This window comes from Arthrobacter sp. E44 (assembly GCF_041877125.1).
Classification (GTDB): Bacteria; Actinomycetota; Actinomycetes; order Actinomycetales; family Micrococcaceae; genus Arthrobacter.
Map to the genome: position 1 here is coordinate 86,765 of NZ_JBHDJA010000014.1, position 14,703 is coordinate 101,467.

The 14,703-nt window shown below is 66.9% G+C and carries 13 protein-coding genes; 7 read left to right on the forward strand and 6 right to left on the reverse strand.

Annotated elements, in window-relative coordinates:
* Positions 1–7 precede the first annotated feature (7 nt).
* Together ACETK3_RS13835 and ACETK3_RS13840 are read right to left on the reverse strand one after the other, a co-directional pair.
* Positions 8–235, reverse strand: coding sequence for a hypothetical protein (locus ACETK3_RS13835; RefSeq protein ID WP_236821025.1), 228 nt, complete (start codon positions 233–235; stop codon positions 8–10).
* Positions 236–379: 144 nt separating this feature from the next.
* Positions 380–1,786, reverse strand: a complete 1,407-nt coding sequence (locus tag ACETK3_RS13840) for an amidase (protein WP_306969696.1) — start codon at positions 1,784–1,786, stop codon at positions 380–382.
* 228 nt (positions 1,787–2,014) lie between these two features.
* Between ACETK3_RS13840 and ACETK3_RS13845 the strand changes: the two genes are divergently transcribed.
* The 3 genes from ACETK3_RS13845 to ACETK3_RS13855 all read left to right on the forward strand — a co-directional run bounded on the left by ACETK3_RS13845 (position 2,015) and on the right by ACETK3_RS13855 (position 3,640).
* Positions 2,015–2,341, forward strand: coding sequence for a rhodanese-like domain-containing protein (locus ACETK3_RS13845; RefSeq protein WP_142131663.1), 327 nt, complete (start codon positions 2,015–2,017; stop codon positions 2,339–2,341).
* A complete protein-coding gene (pheA, locus tag ACETK3_RS13850; protein ID WP_237429569.1) occupies positions 2,341–3,321 on the forward strand; it encodes a prephenate dehydratase in 981 nt (326 codons plus the stop codon). Before ACETK3_RS13845 ends, pheA begins: the two co-directional genes overlap by 1 nt.
* A gap of 94 nt (positions 3,322–3,415) precedes the next feature.
* Positions 3,416–3,640 carry a hypothetical protein gene (locus tag ACETK3_RS13855; RefSeq protein WP_306969692.1) on the forward strand — a complete coding sequence of 75 codons (225 nt, stop codon included), beginning with the start codon at positions 3,416–3,418 and terminating at the stop codon, positions 3,638–3,640.
* Positions 3,641–3,698: 58 nt separating this feature from the next.
* On the opposite strand, the gene ACETK3_RS13860 is transcribed toward ACETK3_RS13855, so the two are convergent.
* Entirely contained in the window at positions 3,699–4,778 is a 1,080-nt protein-coding gene (locus ACETK3_RS13860) for a diacylglycerol kinase family protein (RefSeq protein WP_306969691.1), read from the reverse strand.
* A gap of 88 nt (positions 4,779–4,866) precedes the next feature.
* Here ACETK3_RS13860 and serS point away from each other — a divergent pair, with 88 nt between their 5' ends.
* Positions 4,867–6,147: a serine--tRNA ligase gene (gene serS / locus ACETK3_RS13865; protein WP_306969689.1), complete on the forward strand. Its 1,281-nt coding sequence runs from the start codon at positions 4,867–4,869 to the stop codon at positions 6,145–6,147.
* Positions 6,148–6,233: 86 nt separating this feature from the next.
* Here serS and ACETK3_RS13870 read toward each other — a convergent pair whose 3' ends face one another.
* Complete coding sequence (locus tag ACETK3_RS13870; protein ID WP_237429572.1) at positions 6,234–7,229, reverse strand: hypothetical protein; 996 nt, start codon at positions 7,227–7,229, stop codon at positions 6,234–6,236.
* A gap of 275 nt (positions 7,230–7,504) precedes the next feature.
* On the opposite strand from ACETK3_RS13870, the gene ACETK3_RS13875 reads away from it, so the two are divergent.
* Positions 7,505–8,392 carry an HAD family hydrolase gene (locus ACETK3_RS13875; RefSeq protein WP_306969687.1) on the forward strand — a complete coding sequence of 296 codons (888 nt, stop codon included), beginning with the start codon at positions 7,505–7,507 and terminating at the stop codon, positions 8,390–8,392.
* 67 nt (positions 8,393–8,459) lie between these two features.
* On the forward strand, positions 8,460–9,044 hold the full coding sequence (locus ACETK3_RS13880; RefSeq protein ID WP_306969685.1) for a histidine phosphatase family protein: 585 nt from the start codon (positions 8,460–8,462) through the stop codon (positions 9,042–9,044).
* Positions 9,045–9,094: 50 nt separating this feature from the next.
* On the opposite strand, the gene ACETK3_RS13885 is transcribed toward ACETK3_RS13880, so the two are convergent.
* Positions 9,095–9,694, reverse strand: a complete 600-nt coding sequence (locus tag ACETK3_RS13885) for a hypothetical protein (RefSeq protein WP_306969683.1) — start codon at positions 9,692–9,694, stop codon at positions 9,095–9,097.
* A 152-nt stretch (positions 9,695–9,846) separates the two neighbouring features.
* A complete protein-coding gene (locus ACETK3_RS13890) occupies positions 9,847–12,084 on the reverse strand; it encodes a catalase (RefSeq protein WP_373993068.1) in 2,238 nt (745 codons plus the stop codon).
* A 185-nt stretch (positions 12,085–12,269) separates the two neighbouring features.
* Between ACETK3_RS13890 and ACETK3_RS13895 the strand changes: the two genes are divergently transcribed.
* A complete protein-coding gene (locus tag ACETK3_RS13895) occupies positions 12,270–14,696 on the forward strand; it encodes a phosphoketolase (RefSeq protein WP_373993069.1) in 2,427 nt (808 codons plus the stop codon).
* Positions 14,697–14,703 lie beyond the last annotated feature (7 nt).

The following is a 14,703-nucleotide window of genomic DNA, read 5'->3' on the forward strand; positions in this document are numbered from 1 at the left end:
GAAGCTGTCAGTCGCCGCTGGACACCACGTCCTCCGCCTCCTGCGGGCGGTGGAACTCGCAGGGCCCTTGATGGCGGAGGGGGAGGAGGCAGGTCCGGCCCGTGGGCAGGTGGACCAGTCCGCACCTGCCGGCCAAAGCCACGTCCTCCCTGACGTTGGCGTTGCTCAGGTCCGGCCGTTCGTCGTCGACTGTCTCGGTGGGCCCAGCGCTCGCCGCAGCCTGTTCAGCGTTCATGGTGGCAACTCCTGGTCGGGGGGAGGACGGATGCAGGTGCAGAAACGTGCATTTCCAGTTTGCGCGGCCACGGTTACCAGCGGGTTAAGGTGGCGTTAGATCCAGGTCAACAGCCTCGGGGGGTCGCCTAACAGGCCGGCTTTCCTAGAAGCCCAGCTGACGCGCCACCTGCAGGAGGAGGGTTTCCGATCCCATGGGCCCCACCAGCTGGATGCCCATGGGAAGCCCGCTGCCGGCGGGTCCTCCCGTCCAGTGCACGGGAAGGGTGATGGCCGGCAGTCCGCACACGTTCACCATGGAGGACCATGGCGCGTATTCGCACTGTTTCCGGTAGTCGCCGTCGGCATCCCCGGGCCACTCGGCGGCCGGCCAGCGGTCGCTTCCATGGGCCGTCCCGGTGAACCAGCCCACCGGCCGCGGAGTCTGTGCCAGCGTGGGCATCAGCATCAGGTCCCACTGCCCGTACTGTGCCAGGGTGTCGTGCTGGAACTGCCGTAGGAAGGCCAGCGCCTCGGCGAGCTTGGCCGGGCTGCGCTGCTGGGCCCGCCGCCGGAAGGTCCTGGTGAGGGGTGCCAGCAGCGCCTCCCGCGTGGGGCTGATCCTGGCGGCACCCACCCCCGCGGTCCAGGCCGTAGTGAAGGCATCTGGATAGCGGTTGTCGTAGCGGATGTCGGCATCACCAAGAGCATGGCCGGCCTGCTCCAGGAGTGCAAAGCCTGCGCGCAGCGCGTCCAGAGCCTCCTGCTCCAGGGTGAAGGGAAAAGTGCTCGACCACGGGCTGTCCAGCGTAACACCGATCCTTAGCCGCGGTGGCTCGTGCTGCAGCGCCTGGAGGTAGGCGTGCCCCGGGGCCAGGACGTCCATCATCAGTGCTGTGTCCCCTGAACTCCAGGCGAGGGGACCGGGCACCACCAGCCGGGCGGGGTCGCCCGCGCTTTCCCCGGCCGTTACGAGGCCCCGTCCCGGCTTCAACCCCACCAGGCCGCACGCGGCCGCCGGAATCCTGACTGACCCGCCGCCGTCGGTCCCCGGGGCGAAAGGCAGCAGCCCTGCCGCCACCGCAGCGGCGCTGCCGCCGGAGGAGCCTCCCGAGCTCCGGCTGGGTGCGCGGGGATTGCGCGACGGCGGTGCGATGCGGTTTTCGCTGTACGCGGTCAGTCCAAATTCTGGCACCTGCGTTTTGCCCAGGACGGTCACGCCGGCGTCCCTAAAGAGGGCCACCAGCGGGCTGTCGACGGGGGCAGGTTTGTGCTCCAGTGCGGCGCTGCCGTGCGTGGTCACCACGCCCGCGACGTCGGTAAGGTCCTTGAAGGCAAGCGGCATGCCGTGCAGCGTGGGCAGGTCCGCGGCGACTGTCCGCGAGTGCCTGACGTCCGCCGCATGGGCCTCCTCCAGGGCCTGGTCCGCAGTCACGGTGATGAAGGCGCCCAGGAGGGGGTTCTGCTGCTCGATCCGTGCCAGGAAATGCTCGGCTGCCTCCACCGCGGACACCGTTCCGCTCCGCAGGAGATCCCGCAGGTCCAGGGCCGGGAGTTCGTGGAGTTCAGCCATGCAAACGCGCCACCGTTCGTCGTCCGGCCGCCGGTTCCATGTTGCGGCCGGTGAGTGCCAGTGCCCCGGTGAGGGTGGCGATCTGTCGGGACATGGAAACCTCCTTGGGTTCCTCCAGCCTAACCCGCGGCTTTTCCGGCCTCTTCAAGTTTTCCGGCCTCTTCAAGGCGGCAAGGGGCAGAAGGGCTAGGCTTAAAGCGAACTCTGATCCGCCAAGACAGGACTCCGATGAGCGATTTCGATACCGTCCCCGTCCACGACGTCCCCGCTGACGCAGTGATCCTGGATGTCCGGGAGGACTACGAGTGGGTTGCCGGTCACGCCGACGGCGCACTCCACATCCCCATGGACCAGATCCCGGCCCGGCTCGGCGAACTCGACCCGGACGAGGACCTCTACGTCATTTGCCGCACGGGCGGGCGGTCCTTCCGCGTTGCCCAATGGCTTACCGGCCAGGGTTACACCGCCATCAACGTCTCCGGCGGCATGGACCAGTGGCTGGAATCCGGCAAGCCCCTGGTCTCGGACAACGGACTTAAGCCGCTGGTCCTTTAGTGCCCGGCAGTCCCCGAACCTACTCCTTCCTGGGACCGGAGGGCACCTTCACCGAGGCGGCCCTCCTGCAGGTGGCTGATGCACTCCAGGCCGTCAGGGTCCCGGCCTCCAACGTCAATGCCGCCCTTGACAGGGTGCGCGACGGGTCAGCGGACGGCGCCATGGTCCCCATCGAGAACTCGGTGGAGGGCGGAGTCACTGCCACCCTGGACGCGATCGCCTCCGGCCAGGAACTGCGCATCATCCGCGAGGTCCTGGTTCCCATCAGCTTTGTCCTGGTGTCCCGGCCCGGAGTAGGAGTGGAAGACGTCCGGCGGGTGTCCACCCACGGCCATGCCTGGGCCCAGTGCCGGTTGTGGGTGGAGAAGCATATACCTGAAGCGGAATATGTGCCCGGCTCATCAACAGCTGCAGCGGCACTCGGACTGCTGGAGCGGGACTGCACCTACGACGCCGCAATCTGCGCCCCGCTCGTTGCCCGGGAGCACCCGGAGCTGTCCGTGCTGGGAGAGGACATCGGCGACAACCCCGGTGCCGTGACGCGCTTCATCCTGGTCAGCCGGCCCGGTGCACTGCCGGCGCCTACCGGAGCAGACAAGACGACCGTTGTGGTCCCGCTTCCGGAGGACCGTCCGGGCGCTTTGATGGAGATCCTGGACCAGTTCGCCAGCCGGGGCGTCAACCTCAGCCGGATTGAATCCCGGCCCACCGGGCAGTACCTGGGCCACTACTTCTTCAGCATTGACGCGGACGGCCATGCCTGCGAAGCGAGGGTGGCGGATGCGCTCGCCGGGCTGCACCGCATCAGCCCGGGAACCCGCTTCCTGGGCTCGTACCCCAGGGCTGACGGGCAGGCCACGCCGGTGGCGGCGCACACCTCCGATGCAGCCTTCTCGGCGGCGCACACCTGGGTCCAATCCATACTTGCCGCGGAATCCGTCGCAGGTGAAAGCGGTTCCGAGGCTTCGCGCACAGCGTAGGCGAATGCCTCTGGAGGTACTTCCGCGGGCTGTGGACAATGCGTATGCTTGCTTGATCCACATGGGGTATGGCCCCTGATGAAGGGAGCGGGTCATGACCAGCAGCAATGACAACGACGGCCAGGGGATGATCGTCAACCCCAAGCCGACGGCGGACAACCAGGATTGGGACGGGGACGACGCTGACCGCGCCGACCGCCTGCGCTTCGAGGAGGAGCAGGCCATGATCCGCGAGCAATCCGAAGCCCACGCCGCTGCCAAAGAAGCCCATGCCGCTGCCAAGCAGGCCGCTGACGCGGAGAAAGAGTCCGGGACCTGAGCTGGATCCCGGCGCTGCGTAATGCCGGCATTCCTGCCGGCCCCGCTTTTACCCCTTATTACCGCGCGGTTGCCCCGGTGGCCTGTACCTGCCCTTTCACCCGGATCAGGAGCGACCGGGGCTCCACCTGAACCGTAAGCTGTGTCGCTTCCCCTGATGTGTCGCCGTCGAGCTGTGTGGGCATGGGCTCGGGGCACTTGATGACCACCCTGGTTGACCGGTATACGGTCATGACGGGCAGCTTTCCGCTGTGCTTGAACATGATTTTCACGTACATCAGGAGCCAGCCAAGGGCGCTGCGCGGGCTCATCACCACTACGTCCAGCATGCCGTCGTCGATCATGGCCTGCGGGATGAAATCGATGCCGCCCGGTACCAGACCACAGTTGGCGAACAGCACGCTGCGGATGTTCCGGATCTGCTCGGGGCTCCCGTCCAGGGCGATGGATACCCTCTTCCGCCGGCCGGGGAGGTGCCGCACGCCGGCCTCCGTGTAGGCCAGCCAGCCCACCGCCTTCTTCAGCCCCGCGTTGGTGTCGGCCAGGACCTCCGCATCCATGCCGATGCCCGCGATGACCAGGAACACGTGCTCGGAGTAATGCCCGGTCCGCGAGTTCTCAATGGCCATGCGGGCAGTGTCGATATAGCGCTGGCGGCCGAAAAGCGCTGTCTGGACGTTGCCGTGGAGGTCGTTCACGTCCAGGTCCACGTTGCGGGCCAACAGGTTGCCGGTGCCCAGCGGAATCAGGCCCATGGCAACGTTGGTGCGTGCGAGGGCCTCAGCCACCACGCGTACCGTGCCGTCCCCGCCGCCCACCAGGACGACGTCGGGCTTTCCTGCCAGTGCCGCCTGCATCTGGGAAAATCCGGGGTCCTCCGCCGTAGTTTCGAAGAAGACGGGCTCGTCCCACCCGGCGGCAAGGCAGGCCCTGTGAATCATTTCCCGGGCTTCTCCAGCCCGCGCCTTGATGGGGTTCAGGACTACTGCCACGCGCTGCTGCGCCAGCCCGGAGTCATAAGCTTCACCGGCCACGGTACTGCGAACGTGCAGGGCCTTGAGGCGCCGCACCCCCCACCAGCTGGAGGTGGCAAAGGCAAGCGCCACCGCAATCAGCAGGTAGAGAATCCAGTCGCTCATGGTGTTTCAACAGTAGCCCGGCGCACGGCGGGAGGGGGCACGGAGCCGGCCGCCCGCCGTCGTGCAGTGAATTGGATACCCTTGTCTGGTGATCGACGTAAAAGACCTCAGCGAAAACCCGGACAAGTACCGTGCCAGCCAGCGTGCCCGTGGCGCGGACGAATCAGTGGTGGACGCGATCATCTCCGCGAACTCCGCCCGCCGCGAGGCCCTGCTCCGCTTCGAGAACCTCCGCGCCGAGCAGAACGTGTTCGGCAAGAAGGTGGCCAAGGCCAAGGGCGAGGAGAAGCAGGCCCTGCTGGCCGAGGTCAAGGAGTTGGCCAACTCCGTCAAGGCAGCATCGGCCGAGGCTGATGCTGCGCAGACCAAGCAGGAAGAACTGCTCCGCACCATCCCCAACCTCGTCGAGGACGGCGTTCCCGAGGGCGGCGAGGACGACTACGTAGTGGTCAAGACCGTCGGCACGCCGCGCGAATTCCCTGACTTTGAACCGCGCGACCACCTGGAGATCGGCGAGCTGCTTGGCGCGATCGACATGGAACGCGGCGCCAAGGTCTCCGGCGCCCGCTTCTACTTCCTCAAGGGCGTTGGAGCGCGGCTGGAGATGGCGCTGCTGCAGATGGCCATGGACCAGGCCATCGAGGCCGGCTTCGTCCCGATGATCACGCCCACCCTGGTGCGTCCGGAGACCATGCAGGGCACGGGCTTCGACGTGAAGCACGACGCCGAGATCTACCGTCTCGCCGAAGACGACCTTTACCTTGTGGGCACCTCAGAGGTGGCCCTTGCCGGGTACCACGCGGACGAGATCCTCGACTTCTCCGCTGGCCCCATCCGCTACGCAGGCCAGAGCTCCTGCTACCGCCGCGAGGCCGGGTCGCACGGCAAGGACACCCGGGGAATCATCCGCGTGCACCAGTTCAACAAGGTGGAGATGTTCATCTACACCACCGTTGAGGAAGCTGCCGCCGAACACCAGAGGCTCCTTGCCTGGGAAGAGGAGATGCTGGCCAAGTGCGAGCTGCCCTACCGGGTGATTGACACCGCGGCCGGCGACCTGGGCATGTCCGCCGCCCGAAAGTTTGACTGCGAAGCGTGGGTTCCCACCCAGGGCGCGTACCGCGAGCTGACCTCCACCTCCAACTGCACCACGTTCCAGGCACGCCGCCTGAACATCCGCGAACGCATTGTCAATGCGGAGGGCGTCTCCAAGGGCACCCGCGCCGTGGCCACCCTGAACGGCACCCTGGCCACCACCCGCTGGATCGTGGCCCTGCTGGAGCACCACCAGAACGCGGACGGTTCGGTCAACGTGCCCAAGGCACTCCAGAAGTACCTGGGCGGCCTCGAGGTGCTGCCGGTCCTGTAGGGGTCTCTTCTTCGCGGCGCACCCGCAACTTGGCGGTGCACCCTTGAACGGACAGTGCACCGCCGAGTTCGGGGGTGCACTGTCCGTTAGCGCGTGCCCGGTTGTCTGCTCCGGCTGCTAGGCAGCCCTGCCTGCCGGAGGCATGCTGCAAAGCGGACAGGGTTCGACGCCGTTGCCCAGTCCCACCTGACAACCCGGAAACCTGCCGCCCGAAGCCTGTCCTCGCGTTTCTTTTCCGCCAGCACGGCCTGGCGGGCTGTTTGAGTGCCCAGATATTCATCATTGAGGTATTTGGCGTCGCCGTCGAACTCGCCAATGAGCCGGTACTTGGGCCAGAAGAAGTCGGTCCGGGCGAGCAGTGAACCTTCCTGCAGGAACTTTGCCTGGAGCATGGGGGCCGGAAAGCCGAGCAGATGCATCTGGGCGCGGCTGAGCGATTCACCAGCCGACTCTGACTGCGGCGATGCGAAGTCGAGCACCTGTGCCACCCAGTTCCGACGGGCCGCTGATTCGAGCGTGAAGGCCGTTCTCAACAGTTCGTCCTTGCCAAGTGGGGGCCCGGATACTCGCCGACTGCTGATCGCATGATCCGCCAACACCACTCCTGCCGCGAAGTCCTCCGTCGCAATGACGCCAATGACTGTTTCCGCAAGAGGGGTTACCAGCAGCCCTCCTCGTTGGACTGCTGCTGCGTTCGCGAAATGCCGGTGGATGCCGTAGGCGGTGATGTGTTCGATTCCTGTTTGTCCGGAGCTGTCACGTGCCGCGGACGTTGTTGGTTTCCTGCGGCCCGTGTGGCCTCTGGTTGCCCCGGAGAGGTGGATGTACGCAGGCACGGCGAGAAGTTCCAGGTCCCATATGACAGCGGCCGTGTGCAGGCAGAATGTCGATTGCGGGAGCTCCAGATCTACCGCGCGGACGGTCTGGACGTATCTTTCCCATGGCGGCAATGACACCCATGCACGTTTCTCGGCATAAACACCTTTGCGGACACGGACAAGTTCACCCTGCGCGTAGCGTCTACTGAGTGAACGGGTGTCCCCCGTGGTGCGGCGGAGGTCCTGCGCGGAGATCAAGTGCATGCCCTTATCGTCACCGGCCAATGAGTGGCCGTTGAAGGGGCCGGTGGGCGCATGTGGACAACCAGACAGCTCATATTCGCACCGGCTGATGGACGTTGCACCGGCGCGTTCGGGGGTGTGGTGTCCGCGGGCGGCTGCGTACCGCAGATGACGGCGCTTCCGCGAGTGGTCCGCGCAGCCGCACGCATGTGGAAACCCGCCGAGTTAATCAACAGTTCATTAAACCTGTGGTCCCCGTCCTAGCGCGTGTCAGTTACGTCTGGTTCACTATGTGGATGACAACGCTGACTGAAACCTCAGTCGCCGGCAACGATGACCGGCGAGAGAACAACGAAAACAACGCCCTGAACAACATCGAGTTCACCGCTATCGACCGGAAGTTCATGGTCGCGCTGGACGTGGACGGCACACTGGTGAACCATGACGGCCACATGTCCCCGGGTGTCCGGGAGGCCGCCCAGGCAGTGGTGGCCGCCGGGCACGAGGTGATGATCGCCACGGGCCGCTCCTTGAATGCCACGCTTCCCATTATCGAAAAGATCGGGATCGAGCGCGGATATGCGGTTTGCTGCAATGGCGGCGTGACTCTCCGGCTCCACCCCGAACTGGAGAATGGCTACGAGGTGATCCACAAGGCCACCTTTGATCCGGCCCCGGCCCTGCGCGCCCTGCGCGAACGCCTCCCGTCCGCCAAGTACGCGCTGGAGGACGCCGACGGCAACTTCCTGTCCACCGAGCGGTTCCAGGACGCCAGCTTCGGCGTCGAGGCGGTGGGCGTGGACTTCCACACCATGCTGGAGTCCACTGCCGTCCGCGTAGTGGTGTTCAGCACCGAGAACACCCCCGAGGAGTTCACCGAGGCCATCAACCACGTGGGCCTTGCGGGAGTTACCTACTCCGTGGGCTGGACCGCGTGGCTGGACATCGCGGCCGCAGGCGTGACCAAGGCCAGCGCCCTGGAAAACCTCCGGGTCCGCCTCGGCTTCGAAGAGCACCTCACCGTTGCCGTGGGTGATGGCCGGAACGACATCGAGATGCTCACCTGGGCCGGCCGCGGGGTGGCCATGGGTCAGGCCCCGGCGGAGGTGGTGGCTGCAGCGGATGAGGTCACCCACTCAGTGCACGACGACGGCGCCGCCCACGTGCTGCGCAGCCTCCTCTAAGTCGCCCGGCGACGAGGCCCGCTGCCGCGATTCCGGTCCTGGCCTGGAGCCAAGGCAGAATAGGGGCATGACCCTTACGACGTTCGCCCTCGTCCGCCATGGCCAGACCGACTGGAATGCCGAGCGCCGGCTGCAGGGATCAACCGACATCCCCCTCAACGACGTTGGACGTGGCCAGGCACGTGAGGCCGTCGCCGTCCTTGCCCCGTACGAGTGGGACGCCATCGTTTCCTCGCCGTTGAGCCGCGCCGCCGAAACCGCGGACCTCATTGCCGAGGGGCTCGGGCTGACAGTATCCCGGCGCGTCCCGGAACTCACGGAGCGCAGCTTCGGCCCGGCCGAAGGGATGCAGGCCGGACCGGAGCTGGACGCCCTGCGGGTACCCGGCGGGTTCAAGGGCGCCGAAAGTGAAGACGAGGCCGCAGACCGCGGAATCGCGGCGCTGGAAGCCCTGGCGGAGGAGTTCCGCGGGCAGCGGCTCCTGGTGGTCACCCACGGAACCCTGCTGCGTGTCACGCTCAGCCGCGCCATCGGCCAGACCCTGGCCAGCGTGGACAACGCCGTACTGAACCTGGCGCACCACCACGCGATCGACGGGTGGAAGCTGGAGTACTTCAACGGCGAGCCCGTGATGGCGGCAACCGGCAGCTAAGGGTCCAAGGGCCCCAAAAACAGATTGCGACGGCGGCCCCCGGCGGGGGGTCAGCCCACCGCAAGGATCAGCGCCAGCAACCGGGCAGCTGCGGGCCGGGCGGCATGTTCCTCATTCCACTGGGCCCGCGCGACGGCCTTGCTGACGGCCTGCGTGGTGATGCCCAGTTCCTGCGCCACCGCTTTCTGCTGGCCGCGGACTCCCGGTGTCAGCAGGTCCAGTACCCGCCATTCTGCCCCGGAGCGGTCCCGCACGATGTGGCCCAGCAGCCGGAGGATGGCTTCGGCGTCGTGGGCAACATCGGCCAACGGTCCCTCCACTGCAACCGGTACCCGCTCCTTGCTGTTGCGGAGCCGGTCCACCGCCCGGCGGGCGTAGACCAGGCCGTGGCCGGATGCGTCCTTGATCTGGTTGGGCAGCGGTTCATCCACCGGCCCGGCCCCGATACCCACGTACCAATGCCCGCTGCGGAGCGCGATCAGGGCGGCATCCACCGCCTGGTGCGGGCAGTCGACAATCCCCTGGACCTCGTCCTCGACGGACCTGTCAAAATCCAGGCGCGCGGGGATGTGCCGCAGTGCCTTGAGCAGCTGCGGAACCTGGTCGCCGTCGCGCCGGCTGTCCGTCTGGTTGATGGTGAGGGTGAACATTCTGGGTCCACACTACCCGGAAGTAGGAACTGCGAAACGGCCTGTTTCGCGCGCAGGCGCCTCGCCGGGCACTGGCGGAAATGACGAGGGGCCCGCATCACGTTCGATGCGGGCCCCAGCCAAAACCAGCGGAGCGGAAGGCCGGTGCAGGCCTACTGCGCCGCGGAAGCGGACGCGCCTACCCCGGTCGCCGGGAACCTGTCCCACGCGCGGTGCGCGGCAAGGAGTCCGGAGACCTCGGCGGTGACTTCGGCCGCGCTGTCCCCGGCAGCGATGCCAACCGTTTCCTGCCGGATGCCGATCGCCTCGAGGACGGCAGAGCCGGAGCCCCACACGCCAATGGCCTTGGCGTGGCGGTACGCCTCGGACAGCATGAGCGCGATGCGCGGATCCGGGGTGTCAACAGGCTCCCCGGCCTTGGCGTCGCGCCCGGCGGTGGCGTCAGGCGCGGACTGTTTGCCTCCGGCGACGATCAGCGCGTCGAACTCGGTGGACCGCGCCGTAAGGAAGGTCCGCTGCACCGTCACCGAAAGCCCGTCGGAGGAAAGCACGCCCCCTGTTGGTGCGATGACCAGCGGGACCATGCCTTCGCCGTCGAGCGCCTTGCGGGCCGCCTCCACCTGGGCCAGGTCGCTGGAGGAATCGGCAAGGATGCCCACCACGCGGCCGGCAACCGGCCACGTTTCGCCCACCTGGGACACAGCCGGGCTTGGTGCCCGGTCCGGGACCTGCTCCGTCGCATCGGGGGCCGGCATTCCCAGGCCCGCGGCGACGGCGGCGCAAAGCCCGGCATCGATGTTGGCCAAAGCCTGCAGCTGGCGTTCGCGGACGGCGGTCTCGAAGCACTTGCCGAGCTCGAATGTGTACGCCTGGATCACGTGGTCCTGCTCCACCGCGCTCAGGCTCCGGAAGAACAGCCGGGCCTGGCTGTAGTGGTCATCGAAGGATGCAGGGTTGCGCCGTTCCTTGATGGATTCCGCAACTGCCTCCGGCACGTCCACGAACGCGCCCATGTCCTGGCCGGCCAGGAACGGGCACCCGCCGTCCAGGGAATTGGGCCGGTATGGCGCAACTCCAGCATGGACTGCCGTCTGGTGCATCCCGTCGCGCAGCATGTCGTTGACCGGAGCATGCGGCCGGTTGATGGGGATCTGCGCGAAGTTGGGCCCGCCCAGGCGCGAGATCTGGGTGTCCAGGTAGGAAAACAGGCGTACCTGCAGCAGGGGGTCGTTGGTGACGTCGATGCCCGCCACCAAGTGGCCGGGGTGGAAGGCCACCTGCTCCGTCTCGGCGAAGAAATTGGTGGGGTTCGCGTTGAGGGTCATGAGTCCGATGGGCTGCACCGGCGCGAGTTCCTCGGGGACAAACTTGGTGGGGTCCAGGAGATCGATGCCCTGGAACATCTGGTCTTCGGTATCCGGGAAGGTCTGGATGCCCAGTTCCCACTCCGGGAAGGCCCCCGCCTCGATGGCGTCAGCAAGGTCGCGCCGGTGGAAGTCCGGGTCCATGCCGTTGATGATCTGGGCTTCCTCCCAGACCAGGGAGTGCACGCCCTGCTTGGGCTTCCAGTGGAACTTCACCAGCGTGGTGTCCCCGGCGGCATTGCTGAGCCGGAAGGTGTGGACGCCAAAGCCTTCCATGGTCCGGTAGGACCGGGGGATGCCGCGGTCGGACATGTTCCACAGGGTGTGGGCCTGTGCCTCGGTGTGGAGCGACACAAAGTCCCAGAAGGTGTCGTGGGCGCTCTGGGCCTGCGGAATCTCGCGGTCCGGGTGGGGCTTGGCCGCGTGCACCACATCCGGGAACTTGATGCCGTCCTGGATGAAGAACACAGGGATGTTGTTTCCCACCAGGTCGTAGGTGCCCTCATCCGTGTAGAACTTCGTGGAGAACCCGCGGGTGTCCCTGACTGCGTCCGCAGAGCCCCGCGAGCCAAGCACGGTGGAAAACCGGACAAACACCGGCGTCTCGACGTCCGGGGCGAGGAAGCCGGCGCGGGTGACCTTCGAAGCCGTCCCGTACGAACGGAACACGCCGTGCGCCCCGGCGCCGCGTGCATGGACAACGCGCTCCGGGATCCGCTCATGGTCGAAATGGGTGATCTTTTCACGCAGATGATGGTCCTGCAGCAGGATGGGACCGCGGGCACCGGCCTTGAGGGAATGATCCGTGTCCGGCAGCCGGAGCCCTTGGGCTGTGGTCAGGTATTGGCCCGACTGGGCGCGGGCGGTGGCTGGGGCACCGGTCGGGCTGCCGGTTGGGGACACGGCTTCGGGACCCCGTTGGTCCGGTTTCGGCGGCAACGGCTCCCGCGGGGTGGTGGGCTCTTCAAACGCCGGAGGTTCACTGGACGGAACTCCGGGAATTACAACGTCGTCTTCGGCTGGCATGTTTCGATCTCCCCGCATTCGATGGTCCCAGCCCCGCCGCAGCGGAAGCTAAGCTTGCTTACTACCCTACAGGTGGTCAGGGGCAGCAAGACAAGGTCCGACGGCGGGGGTTGCCTGCCTGCCCCTTCATCTGTTGCGATGGGGGAACGGCCGCCTGCAGCGGCACACCCGAGGTGAGGATGGTTATGGCCGGCAGCGCAGGGCACGATGTAAAGCCGCAGGACGAGACGCAGCAGGAGGACCTTCCGCAGGAGGAACTGGACCTCGTCGACAAGTGGTGGCGGGCGGCCAACTACCTTTCGGTGGGGCAGATCTACCTCCGCTCCAACCCGCTGCTGCGCGAGCCGCTGCAGGCAGAGGACACCAAATCCCGCCTGCTGGGCCACTGGGGCACCACTCCCGGGCTGAACTTTGTCTACGCGCACCTGAACCGCGTGATCCGCCGCGACAACCTTGAGATGCTCTTTGTTGCCGGTCCCGGCCATGGCGGCCCCGCCGTCGTCGCCAATGCCTGGTTGGAGGGAACGTACTCCGAAATCTATGCGCACGTGGGCAACGACGAGGCGGGTCTGCATGAGCTGTTCCGCCAGTTCTCCTACCCCGGCGGCATCCCCAGCCATGCGGCCCCCGAAAGCCCCGGCTCCATCAGCGAGGGCGGCGAGCTCGGGTACTCCCTGGCCCACGCCTACGGATCGGTGTTCGACAACCCCCAGCTGGTGACCGCCGTCGTGATCGGCGACGGCGAGGCCGAAACCGGGCCGCTCGCCGCCAGCTGGCACTCGCACAACTTTTTGGACCCCGCCGTGGATGGCGCCGTGCTGCCCATCCTCCACCTGAACGGCTACAAGATCGCCAACCCCACCGTCCTGGCCCGGATGCCGCAGGGCCAGCTGGAGCAACTGCTGCGCGGCTACGGCCATGAGCCGTACTTCGTCACCGTGGCCGATCCGGACGATACCGAGCAGGCACACCGTGATTTCGCCGCCGTGCTGGACCGCTGCCTGGCCCGGATCAAGGCCATCCAGGACGCCCACCGCCAGGATCCGGCCGCCGAAAAGGCGGGGGAGGGCGGGCACCGCTGGCCCCTGATCGTCCTGCGTTCCCCCAAGGGCTGGACCGGGCCCCGCACCGTGGACGGGCTGCAGGTGGAAGGCACCTGGCGCGCCCACCAGGTGCCGCTGTCCGAAGTCCGCACCAACGGCGAGCACCTGAAGCAGTTGGAGGAGTGGCTGGAGTCCTACCGGCCGGACGAACTGTTCGACGGCGACGGCCGCCTCCGGCCCGACGTCGCCGAAGGCGCGCCCACGGGAGACTTCCGCATGAGTGCCACGCCCCATGCCAACGGCGGCGTGCTGCGGCGCGCGCTGAAACTGCCCGCGTACCAGGACCACGCCGTCGAGGTCCCCACTGCCGGCGTCGAGCGCGTCAGCCCCATGGTGACGCTGGGCTCCTGGATGCGGGACGTCATCGCCCAGAACATGGAGAACTTCAGGCTGTTCGGCCCGGATGAGACGGCGTCCAACCGGCTGCAGAACGTCTACGAGGTCACCGACAAGGTGTGGCAGTACCGGATTGACGACGTCGACGAGCACCTTGCGCGCTCCGGCCGGGTCCTGGAGGTACTGAGCGAGCACCTGTGCCAGGGCTGGCTGGAGGGCTACCTGCTGACCGGGCGGCATGGGGTGTTCAACTGCTACGAAGCGTTCGTGCACATCGTGGACTCCATGTTCAACCAGCACGCCAAGTGGCTGAAGGTATCCCGCGCACTGCCCTGGCGCCAGCCGGTGCCGTCGCTGAACTACCTGCTGTCCTCCCACGTGTGGCAGCAGGACCACAATGGGTTCTCGCACCAGGACCCGGGCTTCATCGACCACGCCGTGAACAAGAAGGCGGAGGTCATCCGGGTCTACCTGCCGCCGGATGCCAACACCTTGCTTTCGGTGATGGAGCACTGCCTTGCGTCCACGGACTACGTGAACATCGTGGTCAGCGGCAAGCAGCCCTCGCCCACTTGGCTTGGCCCGGCTGACGCCGCCAACCATTGCCGCCGCGGCCTGGGGATCTGGACGTTCGCCGGTTCCGAGGTGCCCGGGGAGGAGCCCGACGTCGTCCTGGCCTGCGCCGGTGATGTCCCCACCGTGGAGACCGTGGCGGCCGCCGAACTGCTCCGCGAAGGTGCGCCTGGGCTCAAAGTCCGCGTGGTCAACGTGGTGGACCTGATGCGGCTGCAGGACGAGAGCGAGCACCCCCACGGCCTGCCCGCCCACGATTTCGACGGGATCTTCACGCCGGACAAGCCCGTCATCTTCGCGTACCACGGCTACCCGGCGCTGATCCACCGGCTGGCCTACAAGCGCACCAACCAGCAGGGCCTGCACGTGCACGGTTATAAGGAGGAGGGGACCACCACCACGCCGTTCGACATGGCCATGCTTAACGGAATCGACCGCTTCACCCTGGCCGTTGACGCGATCGACCGGGTGCCGGGGATGGCCGAGAAACACTCACTCCTGCGCCAGGACCTGCAGGACCGGAGGGCCCGCGCCCGCGATCACACCCGCACCCACGGCGAGGACCCGGAAGAGATCCGGAACTGGAAGCTCGGCGGCTAGTTCTCCC